This window comes from Faecalicatena orotica (genome assembly GCF_003149245.1).
GTDB classification, from domain to species: Bacteria; Bacillota; Clostridia; order Lachnospirales; family Lachnospiraceae; genus Faecalicatena_A; species Faecalicatena_A orotica.
In genome coordinates this window covers 1-15,547 of the sequence record NZ_QGDL01000018.1, presented here as the reverse complement: position 1 = coordinate 15,547, position 15,547 = coordinate 1, and the positions used below count along the sequence as shown (strand labels likewise).

Below are 15,547 nucleotides of genomic sequence, written 5' to 3'. Positions count from 1 at the left end.
GTATGGAGAAAATAGGCGGCGGAAAGACGGATCATTTTAAAGCAGGAAAATTTATAAAAAATAATTTTGTAATTATTGCATTTATCATCATATTTATTTTCAGTTGTTTTGCAACACCGGTATTCTTAACAGTTGGAAATATCACATCAGTACTTATAACGAATTCCATTTCTGCAATCTGTGCACTGGGTATGCTCATGATTATCATTACCGGTGGAATTGACCTTTCTGTAGGTTCTTATGTATGTATCTGCGTATGTCTGACGGCGGGATTTATCCAGAATGGGATGGGACCGGCAGCGATCGTGGCTGTTGGAGCTTTGGGAGTCCTGTTTGGCTGTATCACTGGAGTCCTTGTAGCTTATGCAAAGGTGGCCCCCTTCATTGTGACACTTGCGATGACTTCTATCTTAAAAGGGCTTGCTTACATGTATCAGGTTGGGGAAAACCGAAGAATTGACGGGACATTCTGGCCAGAGTTTATCCAAGGGTCTGTCCTGTTCATACCGACCCCGATTTTTATTATGATTGTAGTATTCCTTATCGTACTTTTCGTTTTAAATAAGACCAAGTATGGCAGGGGACTGTATGCAATCGGCGGAAACCAGGAGACAGCGAGGCTTGCAGGAATTAATGTAAAGGGATATCTTGTGGCAGTCTATGCAATCGGGGGATTCCTTTTCGGGATGGCAGGAATGATTCTTGCGGGACGTTTAAGCATGGGGACGGCCACAGTAGGGGATGGCTATGAGTTAGATGCGATTGCATCCGTTGTAATCGGAGGAGCCGCCCTGTCAGGCGGTACAGGGAGTGCAGTTAAGACTTTAATCGGGGCATTTTTAATGGGGATCCTGATGAATGTGATGAATCTGTTGGGAATTGCCTCATATCCGCAGATGGTATTTAAAGGGATTATTATTGTAGCGGCTGTACTTGCCAACCGTAATGATTAAGAAAGCGGTGAAGTGATGGTTCAGACCAGAATAAATAAGAGCATAGAAGAAAGAACAGGCCTGATTGCAAATATTGAGCGTTATGCCCTGAATGACGGTTTAGGAGTGCGGACGACTGTATTTTTAAAAGGCTGTCCCCTGCGGTGCAGGTGGTGCTGTAACCCTGAGACACAAAAGTCCGGGCGTGAACTGATGTTTTTCCCGGATACCTGCATCGCATGTGGTGCGTGCATAGAAAGTTGTCCTTATGGCGCGCTTGCAGATTCCCCTGTGCCTGACCGGGAAATCTGCGGAAAATGTGCAGACCGGGATACTACATTTCCATGTGTGGCTCAATGTTATGCAGGATGCAGAAAAATAAGCGGTGAAAGGATGACAGTAGGAGAAGTAGTCACCCGGGCAAAACGGGATATGGCTTTCTATCTGAAAAGCGGGGGCGGCGTGACTGTTTCGGGTGGGGAACCTCTGTCACAGCCGGATTTTCTCGCTGCATTACTTGAATCTCTTCAGGCTAATTGGATAAATACAGCAATTGAGACATGCGGGACAGGGAAGGCAGAAGATATAATAAGTATCGCACCCTATGTAAATATGGTATTTTTCGATTTAAAATCTATGAATGACGAGAAACATAAGTTATGGACAGGTTCTGGGAACAGACAGATTCTGGATAATTTTTGCTTAATGGCAGAACTGGCAGATAAGTATTCCTTTGAATTAGTAGCCAGAACACCTGTTATTCCGGGGTTTAACGATTCCGAAGATGAGATACAAAGGATTGGGACATTTATAGGAGGTGCAAAAGGGAGCGTGGCCGGATATGAACTGCTCCCTTACCATAAGCTGGGACGAGGCAAGTATCAGGCATTGGGAAGGGAGTATGACATGGGAGAAACAGCCGCTTTGTCTGATGAAAAAATGGAGAAATTAAATATGGTGGCAGGCAGCTGCGGAGTGGAAATGTGTAAATTTTAATTAATTAAAGAGTCAAGAAATATCTGCGGCAGGAAATTATATAAAGCCAGATGCCATGCCCCTGTGGAGTGGTAGCGCATGGGAAACACGTCAAAAGTGGTGTTTACGCCTTCTTTTAGCCGTGGTTCTGTATCCAGTATGGAGCGGTAATCCGCGATTTGACCTGAAAGTGCAAAATCATAGCTGCCACTGGTTATATAGAAACAATGGATAGGGTAATCTTTCAGGCTGTCCGTTTGTATGGTTTCCTTCAAATAGGCTCCGTCTGTCCGGCTGCCGCTGAATGCGCCAAACCATGAAAAGTAATCCAAACTGCCGCACAGGGCGGAATGGAGTGTTGTTACAGCTCCTCTGGATAATCCGGCAAAAGCCCGGTGGTCCCTGCTGGCGGTAAAGCCATCCGTATCACAGCTTTCGGCATAGGTGGAATAGGTGCCTTCCACTGCTGGCATCAGGTCATTTCGCAATTCGTCCTGAAAGGAATAAGTGAGCTGGTCCAAATCACCGGCGCAGTCGTCTTCTACATAGAAGCTTGGTGTTACGATAATCATAGGCCCGATAATGCCATTCGCCGTCATCCGGTCCACCATAAGTTTGTTATAGGCATTTTTCTCCAGCCAGTAGGATTCGTCATCACCGGTCCCGTGCATCAGGTAAAGTATGTTATAAGATTTCTCAGGATCATAGCCGAAGGGCAGATATACATATGCACTTTTTGTTACCGTTCTGTGATCGGTGGCATAGGCTTTGGTCTGGTAATCGATTTTCTCAAGAGTTCCGGCCTGTTCTTCCGGTGTATGGTCATATACGGAAGGTACTGCCCAGATATTTTTTCCTGCACCTGTCATGTTTTGTTTGTGCAGATATGTATTGATGCCCCAAAAGCAGAGAGAAAATGCTGTGAGAAGAAGTACGGCAGCGGCAGCGCCTTTTGGTACAGACCGGAGGGACAAAACTCTGCGTTTGGGCAGCCAGACTGCGGTGCCGGATATCAGGGCTGTAATTGCGGCGGCAGCCTGTACCAGATAACGTTTATCTATAGGGGTGACTCCCAGAAAACAGGTGCAGAACAATAAAATAACACTGCCGATGGCTGCTGGGAGAAATATATAGGAAACATGACTCTTCCATGCACAATAGGCAGTCAAACATAGTATAGATTCAACGAAACAAATATTCAGAGCGGAAACCATTTCTTTCAGCAACAGCTGTTCTATTATAATATAAATCCCTGCCAGAAGTATTACGGCAAAGGCAATTGTCGTAAGTTTCTGTAAAATAATATTTCTGTCTTTCATACTTTCTTATTTTTCCTTTCAATGAAATAGTACATAGACATTGTATCACAAACCGCCGCGGTATGCTGTTGCTGGCAAAAGTGACCGCATTTTTGGCATAATCGGATTGTAAATGTCATTTTTGCCGGATTTTTGGTCAAAATTGCCTGAAACGTGCACGGCTGTGCTTTCCTGCTACAATGGGCACAAGGTAGGAAAACCAAAGCAAAAAGGAGGAAAAAGGAAATGAAACAAAGTGCAGAAAAACGCTGGCGGTGCCTGACAACCGTTATTGCTTCGTTATTGGCAGTTGCTGTGGGCGGGGGCTCTATTGCAAATACCAGAGCAGATTTTATTAATTCGCGGCTGGGGACGACCGGGTATCGGATGGAGCAGTCTGAAAGCAGCGGCGACGGTATCTATTACGATTCCGAATTTGACAGTCTGGAAGAACTGGTAAAGGCAAAAGAAGAACTGGCCGCAGAGATTTCCTCGGAGGGATCTGTGTTGTTCAAAAATGAGAATCAGGCCCTTCCGTTAGATAAAGGATCAGAGAAAGTGACTTTATGGGGGCTGAACAGCCACCTTCCCGGGCTGGCAGGGTTGATCGGGTCCTCTGTTGTGGCAGATGCAGAGCATGGACAGACCGCCTATGGAATTGAGGAGGCTATGGAGGAGAGGGGCTTTCAGGTAAATGAGAGTATGAAAGCATTTTACGCAAGTGATGTATGTGCGCCTTATTACCGCAAGGCATCCTTCTTCGGAAATGAAGTTCCGGGACACAGTCTATCACCTGCCTTTGCAGCATCTTATAAAGAGGCAGACAGCTACTTAGTAGGAGAGGCACCGGGCAGTCTGTACACGGATGATGTGCTGGCATCTGCCAAAGACACGACGGCGGTCGTTGTTTTATCCCGTGACAGTTCCGAAGCGGCTGACTACAGCATCAATATGAAGGATCCCAATGGGGACAGCTTTGAGCGCCCGCTGGCTATCTCTGCTTATGAGAGGGAAATGATTGCATTGGCAAAGGAAAACAGCAATGGGAAAGTCATTGTCTTGATTAATTCAGATATGCCTATGGAAATTGAAGAACTGAAACAGGATCAGGACATTGACTCCATCCTTTGGACAGGACTGCCGGGAATGAATGGATTTCTGGGGGTATGCGATGTGCTTTCCGGGGATGTGAATCCATCGGGCCATATTTCTGATACCTATGCATCCAATGCTACTTCTTCCCCGTCTATGAACAATTTCGGCCTGTATTTATATAGTAACAATTCTACAGCGGGAGCAGACGCAGAGCTTACCGAGACGAATAAGGCAGACTGGTATGTAGTAGAAACAGAAGGGATTTATGTTGGATATAAATATTATGAGACACGTTATGAAGATACAGTTCTCGGACAAGGAAATGCGGATTCACCGGAAGGCGCTTCTACCGGAAACGCATGGAGTTATGAGGATGAAGTCACCTATCCCTTCGGTTACGGACTTTCTTATACAAAATTTGAGCAGAAGCTGGAGTCGGTTGATGTATCCATAGGCGGAGAATGTATGGCAAAAGTTACAGTGACCAATGTCGGCGACGTGGCTGGCAAGGACGTGGCACAGCTTTATGTCCAGACTCCGTATACGGAAAATGGCATAGAAAAGGCAGCCGTACAGCTTTTGGATTTTGGAAAAACGAAGGTGCTGGAACCGGGTGAATCCGAGACGCTGGAGATCACTTTTGACCCGCAGTATCTGGCAAGTTATGACGAAGATGCCGTGAAAGCAAATGGCACACAGGGTGCATGGGTTCTGGACGAAGGAGAATATTATTTTACCGTCGGGAATGGCGCCCATGAGGCATTGAACAATATTCTGGCGGATAAAACCGGAACAACGGATAATTTGACCCGGATAACTACGGATGAGACAATAAAAAAAGAAAATGTTGTAAAGGTATCGCTGCAGGAAGATCAGGAGACATATTCCGTGAATGTGGAGAACACACTTCAGGATGCGGATATTAATAAACAGATTCCGGATGCGGCAGAATATACAACCAGAACAGACTGGTCAAAAGGCTGGAAAAGTGTAGAAGGACTGACTCCGACCGAGGAAATGATGAAGGGTCTGACGAATTCTACATATGAACTTACCGGAAATGGCAGTGCGGGTGATGTGACATGGGGTGCAGATAACGGACTGCGTGCCGTAGATTTTATTATCACAGATGGTGACGGAAACTATCAGGGGGTACTGCCGCTGTCAGATCCTAAGTGGGACGAACTGCTGGATCAGCTGACTATGGAGGAAGCAGCAAATTTCCTCGAAAAAGCCGGAGACAAGAATTTTGAAAAATTAGATTCCATTGGCCTGACAGAAGCAATTTGGTACGATGGCCCAATCGGTTTCAGCTATGACCAGATCGCAGGTTATAAGACCAGATGGACAGATGCGAATAAAGATGAGCCGACTTATGTGCCAGAGGACAATCCTTACGCACAGTATTCCATGAGTTCTATGCCTACAGAACCTGTTGTTGCGGCAGCATTTAACAAGGAACTTGCAGAAAGAGAAGGAGAATTGTTCGGGGAAGACGGTCTCTGGGCGAATGTAAACTCTATTGCAGGACCAGGACTGAATCTGCACCGGTCTCCTTACTGCTCCAGAAACCATGAGTACTATTCAGAGGATGCAATGTTGACAAACCTGTTAGGGCAGGCGGTGTGCAGGGGCGGACAAAGTAAGGGAATAATGATGATGCCAAAGCATTATGCATTTAACCATCAGGAACTGAATCGTTCCGGTACGTCGACATTCTTTACAGAACAGGCTGCAAGGGAAAACGAGCTGCGGTGTTTCCAGGGTGTCATGTCCAACAATTATGCACAGGGCGTAATGACTGGTTTCAACCGCGTAGGCTCTGTTTTCTCCGGGGCCCATGCAGGGCTGCAGATGCAGATTGCACGTGAGGAATGGGGATATGAAGGCTATACCGTAACCGATATGGTCAATGGTGCGGATTACATGAACTGGAGAGACAATATATTTGGAGGAGGCGGCGGGTGCCTGACAACTTCCGCATATGAAACCTCGGAGATTGGCTCCATGACTTCCAAAGAGAATCTGGAACTGATCGCAGGGGATGCAGTTTTCCAGCAGAGAATGAAAGATAACATAAAATATTTTGTCTACAATACCGTGAAAAGTAATACGATGAATTCGATTACAAGTTCTACCCGTTATGTAAAGGTTATGACCTGGTGGCAGGGAACACTGCTGGGAGTGCAGATTGCTTTCGGTGTACTGACATTCGTGTTCGCTTTCTTGTTTTTCAAAGCTTCTGTACAAAAAGGTAAGAAAAAGGAGGAGATCGTAAATGAAATATCTTGAGAATAAAGCAATTGGTTTTTATTTCAGTATTTTGGGAGCTGTACTGGCGCTGGCAGGCATCATTGTGTACCGGCAGGCTAAGAATACAGAACCTCTTATTATGACATTACTGGCAGCAGTCGTTTTGCTTCAGGCCGCCGCAGTTGTGTTTCTGGCATTTGTAAGAGGGAGGAAAGCGGTGAATCTGGTGATAATGGCTGATGCCGTTCTTGTGGCAGCCGCGCTTGTGTTAAGCTTCCGAACACAGGTAGATGCCCTTGGTTATGTAGTATCCGGGCTGTACGGATTTGAGACAGTGAAGTCTTACGTATTTTCAGCAGTTTTCATGCTGATTTCTTTAATCATGTATTGGATTGCGTCTTACCACGGATTCGAAAAAGAAGCAATGTAGTCGTCAGAAAGATATGGTACAATGGTGTCAGGGTTCCGGTTTTGGAGCCCTGACATTTCCTGATTTAACAATGTTACGGCCTGGAGGGGAATATGATTCGGATTGCCATTGTGGAAGATGATAAAAATAGTGTGGATATGTTAGAGGACTATATCGGACGCTATCAAAAGGAAAAAAAGAGAAAAATCACGACGGAGTATTTCAGGGATGGCCTGGAATTTATCAGCGAGTATAAAGCCTGCTATGACCTGATTTTAATGGATATCGAGATGCCTCATCTGAATGGGCTGGACGCAGCCAGAAAACTGCGCATGATGGACATGCACGTATGCCTGATCTTTATTACAAACATGGCACAGTATGCAATTAACGGGTATGAAGTACAGGCGCTGGATTTCATGGTGAAGCCGGTTGGATATTTTAATTTTTCACTGAAGCTGGACAAAGTCATCCGTATCTGTGATCGGCAGCAGAGTAAATATATATTTATTCCTGCCGACGAGGGGAACATGAAGCTGGATGTGGATGAAATTTTATACATTGAAAGTTATAAGCATTATTTGTTCCTGCATACAGAACGCGGAGAATTTAAAATCCGGAGTACTATGTCAGATTTTATGGAAAAACTGCCTGAGGACAGGTTTAGCTGCTGCAGTAAATCTTATTGTGTGAACATGGGCTGTATCACCTGCTTTCGGAGTGAATTTGTGAAAGTAAATGATGTAGAGCTTAGAATCTCACGTACCTATAAGAAATCCTTTCTTGACAAGATGACAACCTATATAAACAGAGGAGGATATTAAACATGTTTATTTTACAGGTGTTAGGAATAAACTCAGAACATCTCATCAATATCACCTGCTTTATTCTGCAGTTATTGCTGGCGGAGTTTCTCTTTTTCTGCCATATGGAAAAAAGAAAGCATTTTATATTGCGTTTGGCGGGCGGCGGTGTGCTTTTTTATCTGTTTTCTGTGTTAGGGCCTTCTTTCATAATGCAGTATTATACCGGATTCCGGACCATACTGATTCTGTTGTTTTTACTGCTCTATATGTTCTTGTGTTTTAAGCGTTCTTTTGCAGATATTTTGTTCTGCACTATAGGGGCATTTACAGTGCAGAATCTTGCAAATAACCTGAATGTCATATTCTGTGGATTGATTGGAACTACATTCCAGATGGTCTCATGGGAAATGTTCCTCGTCTTCGGAATCGTCTATCTTGTTTGTTATTTTTGCTGTGTCAAAAGAATCGAGAATCTTCCGGACATCAGCACGGACAGGAAAAAAATTCTGGCAATGACCTTTATGGCTTTAATTGTGTGCTGGGTTCTGCAGGACAGGCTGATCAAAGAAGGACTGGATTTGATGGTAGTCTGCCGCGCACCGTTTGTATTCTGTTGTATCTTAAGCCTGTTCGTACAGTTTGGATTTTTAGAACAGTTCCGGCTGGGTGAGGAAAAAGCAGCTTTGGAACAACTGCTGAAAGAAAATGAAAAGCAATATAACCTGTCCCGCCAGACAGTAGAAATCATTAATATGAAGTGTCATGATTTGAAACATCGTATCTTAGAGTTAGAGAGTAAAGAAAATACAGACAAGTCCCAACTGGAGGAAATCCGGCAGGCAGTGGATATATATGACGGACTGGCAAAGACAGGCTGCAGACCGCTCGATATCATTTTATCTGAGAAAAATCTGCTGTGTGAGAGATATCATATCAAGTTTTCCTATATGGTAGACGGAACAAAATTGGAGCACATCAGCCCCGGCGATATCGCGGCTATTTTCGGCAATGCCCTTGACAATGCCATAGAATGTGCCAGAAACCTACCCGATGAAAAGAGAGTTATCAGCCTGATCGGCTATGCAAGGAAGGACGTGCTGGGGATACATATAGAAAATTACTGTGAAGAAGAGCTGCGTTTTCAGAACGGACTTCCGCTGAGTACAAAAGGCGATGCTAATTATCACGGATTCGGACTCAAAAGTATCCGGCATGTGGTAGAGAAATATGGCGGGAATATTGTAGTGAGTCTTAAGGATAGAATTTTTAGCCTGGATACCATTTTCCCATATTAAGAGCAGATGATTACGTTGACAATATTATCTGTATAGGAGACAATGGAAGTAAAATAGCACTATCGTACACACCATAAGAGAAGGGATAAATTGATAATGGAATATTTATTTTTACAGCAAATCTGTTACTTAATTTTATTATTTTTTGTATTTTCAATATTAGGCTGGTGTATGGAAGTGGTTCTTAAATACATACAATATCATCATTTTATAAATCGGGGGTTTTTAATTGGCCCCTATTGTCCAATTTATGGTTCTGGTATTGTTTTTATTACAGTAATGGTAAGTATATTATCTGGTGTGGAGTCATCTGTTGGAACAACATTCAGTATTTCCTTTATTGGCTGCGGGATTTTGGAATATGCAGTCAGTTATTATCTGGAAAAGAGGTTTCATGCCAGATGGTGGGATTATAGTACAAAACCAATGAATCTTCATGGACGTATCTGGATTGGGAATCTGATTCTGTTTGGAATCGGGGGCACATTGGTGATTGAGGTAATCAATCCAATTATGTATTCCCTGTTTGACCGGATTCCAGTGAGAGGCCTATATACGCTGACCATTATAATTATACTTGTTATGTCTGCAGATTATCTGACCTCTCATTTTGTCATGAAGTTTGTGAAAAGCAGCGTAGAAAATAGTGAAGCTGACAATACGGAGAGTATAAGCAAAGAAATTAAGCTTCTTATGAGCAATAAATCGATTTTCTACAAGAGAATTGCGGATGCGTATCCGGATGTCATCTACCGGACTGACCGTATCAATCAGAGACTGCAGGAAATTAAAGAAGAAATGGAACGTATCCAGCAGGAAACGGCCGATAATCTGGACCGCATTAAGCAGGAGGTAACATATAGTTTTGAGCTGATGAAAGTAACACCCGCTCAAATACAAGAGGAAATTATAGAAAAACAAGACCAGCTAATTCTACATCTGGAAGAGAATACTGTATATAATAAAGAGATAGAGGAATTGCAAAAAGAGATTCAGGAGAAGAAACAGTATCTGGAAGACCGGAAAAAATTATATCATGTAAGATAATGAAACAAGAAAGTAGAAGCCGACGAGCAATGTTTTAAAGATCAATCGCTTAATATCATTTGCTCAGAGAAATCTGAGAGATTGACCAAACCCTCTAACATCCCGTGATTTGCGGTTTCTAATTGAAGGTTATCTCCGTAGGTATTTTTAAGCTGCCGGTATAAATCGCTCCCCTCGTCTGACAATAAATACTGATATGTCATTTTACATACATTGCCAATATTAAACACATATTCTCTGTAAAATGGGCTGAGTTCCATAATAATCCGGCTGAATTCGGAATCATGGAGCATCACTGTCGGATAGAAAAAATCAGCATAATATTGTTTCCAGAACTGAACATTCCGGGGATTTTTAATCCCCTCTTTTAAATAAACAATCATTTCTCTTGAGCAGTCCTTGTATTCGTCTGGTTTTAGTGAAGATATATAAGAATATCTTTCTGACTGCTGTGAGAAAAGCTGGTCAAATTGTGCCGAAGGCAGGTTGTTCAAAAAGTTGCGGAGGCGTTGATAATCCTCCGTCGGATGCTCTAAAGTGAGACGGTTTACTTTGGCCCAGAGAAATTCCTGATAATCGGTAAACTTTGTTTGAGGAAGAAAAGCTGCCCACAAATAGCGGTTTATTGTTGTAATATTACGATAGTCATTCATATCCTCTGCGGCGAGATCCTTTGGCTTTTCCGGGATTCCGGATTCTATACACAGACTGTATAGAGCCGGAAAATCCGGATGAATAGGCAATTCGGATAAAATATGGTTTAAACTGATTAAGGTTTGTTCGATGTGGCGCTGTTCCTGTTTTAATTGATTTACATATTGATTCAGATAGTGGCTTGCTGTCAGGGGAGTATGAATCAGGGAACGGATATTGGACAAAGAGAGACCTGCATTTCGCATCTGACGGACAAAAACTAATTTTTGATAATCCCCTTCGGAAAATTCATAGTAACCGTTATCAGGATTCACAGACGGGTTCAGAATTCCTTCTTTAATATAAAAGTGTACATTTCTTTTGGAAATCCCTGTTTTTTTACATATTTCTTTTAGTTTCATACCACATCTCCTTAAAAGCGTACATATAACTGTATGGAAAATGAATATATTATAGCCGATAATTGACTGTACATATAGTGAACGGTATATAGTTAAGTATAGAAATGTAGATACGAGAATGAAAAAGGAGGATACTTATGTTTCAAAAACTATTTACACCGATTAAAATTCGCGGCATGGAGCTTAGAAATCGTGGGATTATGCCGGCGATGGGAACCAAATTTTCTGGAAAGGCCAGTTTTGTAACACCGACACTTATTGAATACCACAGACTCCGTGCCAGAGGGGGCAGCGGACTGAATATTGTAGAAGTTTCCAGTGTACATACGCCGAGTGCTCCGAGGCAGTTTCTTTCTCTGAGCGAGGATATGTACATTCCGGGGATGAAAGAACTGACGGATGCAATTCACGCAGAAGGCGGAAAAGCAGGCGTCCAGCTTTGGCAGGGAAGTCTTGCCGTGGGAATGGATCAAACTGCCCAGATTCTTATGGCCAGTGATACACCGATGGGACCGGGAATTACACTTCCGAGAATTACGGTCGAACAGATACAGGAGGTTATTGCATGTTACGGGAAGGCTGCAAAGCGTGCAGTACAAGCGGGGTTTGACTGCTTAGAATTTCATTGTGCACATAACTATCTGCCGCATTCCTTCCTTTCCGGCGGCCTGAACCACAGGACGGATGAATATGGCGGCAGTCTTGAAAATCGTGCAAAGTTTCCACTGGAATGTATTCGTGCAATCCGGGAAAATATGCCGGAGGATATGCCGCTTTTTATGAGGATAGATGCCCATGATGATTATCTGGAAAACGGAATGACGATTGAGGATACGATTGCATTCTGTAAAATGGCAAAAGAAGCAGGCGTGGACGTGCTGGATGTCTCCCGTGGTAATATTATTACTCCTGCAAATAAATACGAAGTACCTCCGATTGACATTCCACAAGGCTTTAATATTGAAAACGCCGCGCGCATCCGTAAAGAGACCGGTATGCTTACGATTGGTGTAGGGCGTATCAATACACCAGAGCTTGCAGAGAAATATCTGGAAGAAGATAAGGTGGATATGGTTGTCCTTGGGCGCGCCCAATATGTTGACCCGGAATTTATGAACAAGGCAAAAGCAGGAAATGTGGACGATATTGATTACTGTGTCGGGTGTGACCAGGGGTGTCTGGACGGGTTTGCAGATACGGAGTGTCCACAGGTCACCTGCCTGAGAAATCCTGCTCTTGGAAGAGAACTGACCTGCCGGATTGAAAAGACAGATAATCCGCAGACGGTTCTTATTGCCGGTGGAGGTATTGCGGGGCTGGAAGCGGCAATTGTCCTGAAGCAGCGCGGACATCATGCAATCGTGTGTGAAGCATCCGACAGACTCGGCGGACAATTCCTGACAGCAGGAGAAGCACCGCGCAAGGCAGAAATGAAGGCAGAAGTAATCCATATGGGTGAAAAAGCGCGAAAACTTGGCGCTGAAATCAGGCTCCATACAAAAGTCACTGCCGATTTAATCAAAGAAATTAAACCACACACGGTATTTAATGCAATTGGAGCAGAACCACTCATTCCCCAAATACCGGGTGTTGAACAGCCATTTGTTGTCAATGCCCATGATGTGCTGAACGGCACTGCAAAAGTGAAAGGCAGTGTGGTTATTATCGGCGGAGGTATGGTCGGTATGGAAGCGGCTGAATATCTGGCAGAAAAAGGATGTCAGGTTACGGCTCTTGAAATGTTGAAGGAATATTGTGCGGATCTGGGTATGGCAAGGAAATTCTGTGTTACGGAGAGTATCGCCGCACTGGGGATACATGCAGTTACAGAAGTGACCGTTACAGCCATTGAATCGGGGAGAGTGATTGGCCAGAAAGACGGAGAGACCGTGGAATATCCCTGTGACTATGCAGTTCTCGCAATTGGCTCTAAATCCCGCTGCGGAAAGGAACTGGAAGAGGCTGCAAGAGAAATCGGTGCAGGTTATATGGTAATCGGTGATGCGGGCATGGCAAGAAGAGCGTTAAATGCTACCCGGGAGGCCTTTGATGCGGCACTCACATTTGACGATCCGGCAGTACATTCCGACGTAAGTAAACCTAAAAAGGTAATTGCAGTAACAGGCGTTACAGGTACAATGGGGCAGGAAACACTGAAACAGCTTTTAAGCCGGGGAAATCGGTTTAAAGTGAAAGCTTTTGCAAGACCGTCCGCAGTTAATAAGGAAAAGATGAAAAAATTTGCAGACCCGAATCTGGAAGTTATCTGGGGAGATCTGGCAAATTATGAGGATATTAAAAGACTGGTAGATGGTTCTGATTATGTGCTCCATATTGGTGCGATGGTATCTCCGGCAGCAGATAAATACCCGGAACAGACGCTTTATACGAATATGGGCTCCACTATGAATATCATTAAAGCGATAAAAGAACAACCAGATCCGGACAAAGTGCATTTTGTATATATAGGTACCGTTGCAGAGACAGGAGCGCGGACCTATCCGATTCACTGGGGAAGAGTTGGTGATCCGGTTAATCCGTCCATCTTCGATTATTATGCAATATCAAAGGTATTTTCCGAGCTGGCAGTGTTTGAATCAGGGCTGAAGTACTGGGTATCCATTCGCCAAACAGGACAGCATCCAAGTACAGAAGGCAGCGGGGAAGAGCCTATTATTTTCCACCAGCCGGTTAACAATGTGTTAGAGTGGAGCACATCAATTGAATCAGGAATTTGCATGGCCAATATCTGTGAGGACTGGGTACCGGAAACTTTCTGGCGAAAAGGTTACAATTTAAGCAGTGGGCCTGAGTATCGTCTGACAATGTGGGAACTCATGGATATTAACTTAGAGGCATTCGGCATCAGTGTCAAAGATCTGTTTGATGCAGATGCAGTACCATTCTATAATTTCCACGGACACTACTTTTCGGACAGCCACATTTTGGATGATATCCTTCACTTCCGCTGTATTCCGGGTGAACAATATTGGAACGGCGTCCGTGAAGAAATGCGCAGAATGAAAGCAAATCCAATGATTGCCGCGATGTTCCCTACAGCTGAACAGATGAAAGCTCATAATAAGGAAATCGGACAGAAAGAGGGCGGACTCTATTATGCACTGGAACATAATGATGAAGATTGGATCAAAGCATTCTATGGTTCCAAAGAAAAGCGTGCGGCAGTTAAGAGCTGGGATGATGTAGAACTTTTCCACCCAGACGAAGAACCGGCTTATCTGGACCACGGATATGATGAAGAGAAAGGAATAGAAAACCTGACACTGGAAGACCTCCGGAAAGCGGCCGCATTCCGCGGCGGAGAGTGCCTGGCAGAAAAAACACCGGAGGATATCTACACACCGGTCAAATGGAAATGTGCAGACGGGCATATATTCGAGATGTCTGTGAATGCAGTATTGCACGGGGGGCACTGGTGCCCGGAATGTCTGGCATATACATGGCACTATGGTGATATTGCAAAAAAGAATCCCTTCTATGCACAGGTCTGGACACCCCTTCATGGAAAGGAAGACAATTATATCATTCCAATGAAATTCAGTGCCTATGAAGTTGCAAACGAATTAAAGAAAAAATTAGAGCTGTAACTAATAACCAAATGGCCGCAATATCAGAAGCTACGATATGCGGCCATTTGGTTGTCTTTTATGTTTCGCAGGCGAAACTCTATTTTATAATATTTCCTTTTGCAGGTTATTTATCTCATCCTCCGTCAAAATAGTCACGACCGCTTTCACCTGTTCCAGAGGAATATTATTAGCCAGCATTCTTTTTACAATCTCAGTTTCATTTTCTTTCGCGGCTTTTTCGGTGGTCTCTTTCGCCCTCTTAGCTGCTTTCTTAGCGGCCCTCTTAGCTGCTTTCTCAGCGGCCTCTTTCGTAGCTTTAGTCGCTTTTTCAGCTGCCTCCGCAGCCATTTTTTTCCCATACTCGATCTTCTCTTCCTCAAATAATCTTGATACCTTTGTCATCATAATCCAATCCCTCATTTCCTTAGAATCTTCGTTATCTATCACCTTATCTGCAAATACCAGTATACCGGAAAGTATAAATACCTGCGCCTGCTCGTCCTCCACCTGTTTCGCCAAATCAAAGCAGCGCCGGATACACGCTTCTTTCTTTTCCTTCCCCTGGTGCGTCAGCGGAAGTATGATAAACTGCATCTGTTCCTCCGCCGTTAAAGGCTCCCCGCGGTTAAGCTTCTGTCTGATTCCGTCTTCTATTTTCATGGAATCCAGTTCCGTCAGAAATGCCTCCTCCAACTGGAACTGCAGACAGCCAATATCCAGATTCGGCCTTGTCTGTCCCGGAGCTATGTCCGCCGTATAAATCACGATCATCCGGATTTTACGCATGATATT

At 44.0% G+C, this 15,547-nt stretch carries 10 protein-coding genes and 1 pseudogene; 8 read left to right on the top strand and 3 right to left on the bottom strand.

The window, feature by feature from the left end; all coding sequences use genetic code 11:
• Window positions 1–2 precede the first annotated feature (2 nt).
• Window positions 3–953 carry an ABC transporter permease gene (locus tag A8806_RS22755; RefSeq protein ID WP_181368837.1) on the top strand — a complete coding sequence of 317 codons (951 nt, stop codon included), beginning with the start codon at window positions 3–5 and terminating at the stop codon, window positions 951–953.
• Between the two features lie 15 nt (window positions 954–968).
• Window positions 969–1,928 (top strand): glycyl-radical enzyme activating protein, encoded by a 960-nt coding sequence (locus tag A8806_RS22750; RefSeq protein ID WP_109733467.1) that lies wholly within the window; start codon window positions 969–971, stop codon window positions 1,926–1,928.
• On the opposite strand, the gene A8806_RS22745 is transcribed toward A8806_RS22750, so the two are convergent.
• On the bottom strand, window positions 1,925–3,226 hold the full coding sequence (locus A8806_RS22745; RefSeq protein WP_109733466.1) for an alpha/beta hydrolase: 1,302 nt from the start codon (window positions 3,224–3,226) through the stop codon (window positions 1,925–1,927). The genes A8806_RS22750 and A8806_RS22745 overlap by 4 nt on opposite strands.
• A 225-nt stretch (window positions 3,227–3,451) precedes the next feature.
• Here A8806_RS22745 and A8806_RS22740 point away from each other — a divergent pair, with 225 nt between their 5' ends.
• The 5 genes from A8806_RS22740 to A8806_RS22720 all read left to right on the top strand — a co-directional run bounded on the left by A8806_RS22740 (window position 3,452) and on the right by A8806_RS22720 (window position 10,110).
• Window positions 3,452–6,592: a glycoside hydrolase family 3 C-terminal domain-containing protein gene (locus A8806_RS22740; RefSeq protein ID WP_109733465.1), complete on the top strand. Its 3,141-nt coding sequence runs from the start codon at window positions 3,452–3,454 to the stop codon at window positions 6,590–6,592.
• Complete coding sequence (locus A8806_RS22735) at window positions 6,579–6,983, top strand: hypothetical protein (protein ID WP_109733464.1); 405 nt, start codon at window positions 6,579–6,581, stop codon at window positions 6,981–6,983. Before A8806_RS22740 ends, A8806_RS22735 begins: the two co-directional genes overlap by 14 nt.
• Window positions 6,984–7,075: 92 nt before the next feature.
• Window positions 7,076–7,786, top strand: coding sequence for a LytR/AlgR family response regulator transcription factor (locus tag A8806_RS22730; RefSeq protein WP_109733463.1), 711 nt, complete (start codon window positions 7,076–7,078; stop codon window positions 7,784–7,786).
• A 2-nt stretch (window positions 7,787–7,788) separates the two neighbouring features.
• Complete coding sequence (locus A8806_RS22725) at window positions 7,789–9,063, top strand: ATP-binding protein (RefSeq protein WP_109733462.1); 1,275 nt, start codon at window positions 7,789–7,791, stop codon at window positions 9,061–9,063.
• Between the two features lie 96 nt (window positions 9,064–9,159).
• Entirely contained in the window at window positions 9,160–10,110 is a 951-nt protein-coding gene (locus A8806_RS22720; protein ID WP_109733461.1) for a putative ABC transporter permease, read from the top strand.
• 41 nt (window positions 10,111–10,151) lie between these two features.
• Here A8806_RS22720 and A8806_RS22715 read toward each other — a convergent pair whose 3' ends face one another.
• Window positions 10,152–11,165, bottom strand: a complete 1,014-nt coding sequence (locus tag A8806_RS22715; RefSeq protein ID WP_109733460.1) for a helix-turn-helix domain-containing protein — start codon at window positions 11,163–11,165, stop codon at window positions 10,152–10,154.
• Window positions 11,166–11,302: 137 nt separating this feature from the next.
• Here A8806_RS22715 and baiCD point away from each other — a divergent pair, with 137 nt between their 5' ends.
• On the top strand, window positions 11,303–14,773 hold the full coding sequence (gene baiCD / locus A8806_RS22710; RefSeq protein WP_109733459.1) for a bile acid Fe-S flavoenzyme BaiCD: 3,471 nt from the start codon (window positions 11,303–11,305) through the stop codon (window positions 14,771–14,773).
• Between the two features lie 84 nt (window positions 14,774–14,857).
• Here baiCD and A8806_RS26330 read toward each other — a convergent pair.
• Window positions 14,858–15,547 (bottom strand): annotated as a pseudogene (locus A8806_RS26330) (hypothetical protein); the annotation flags it as partial.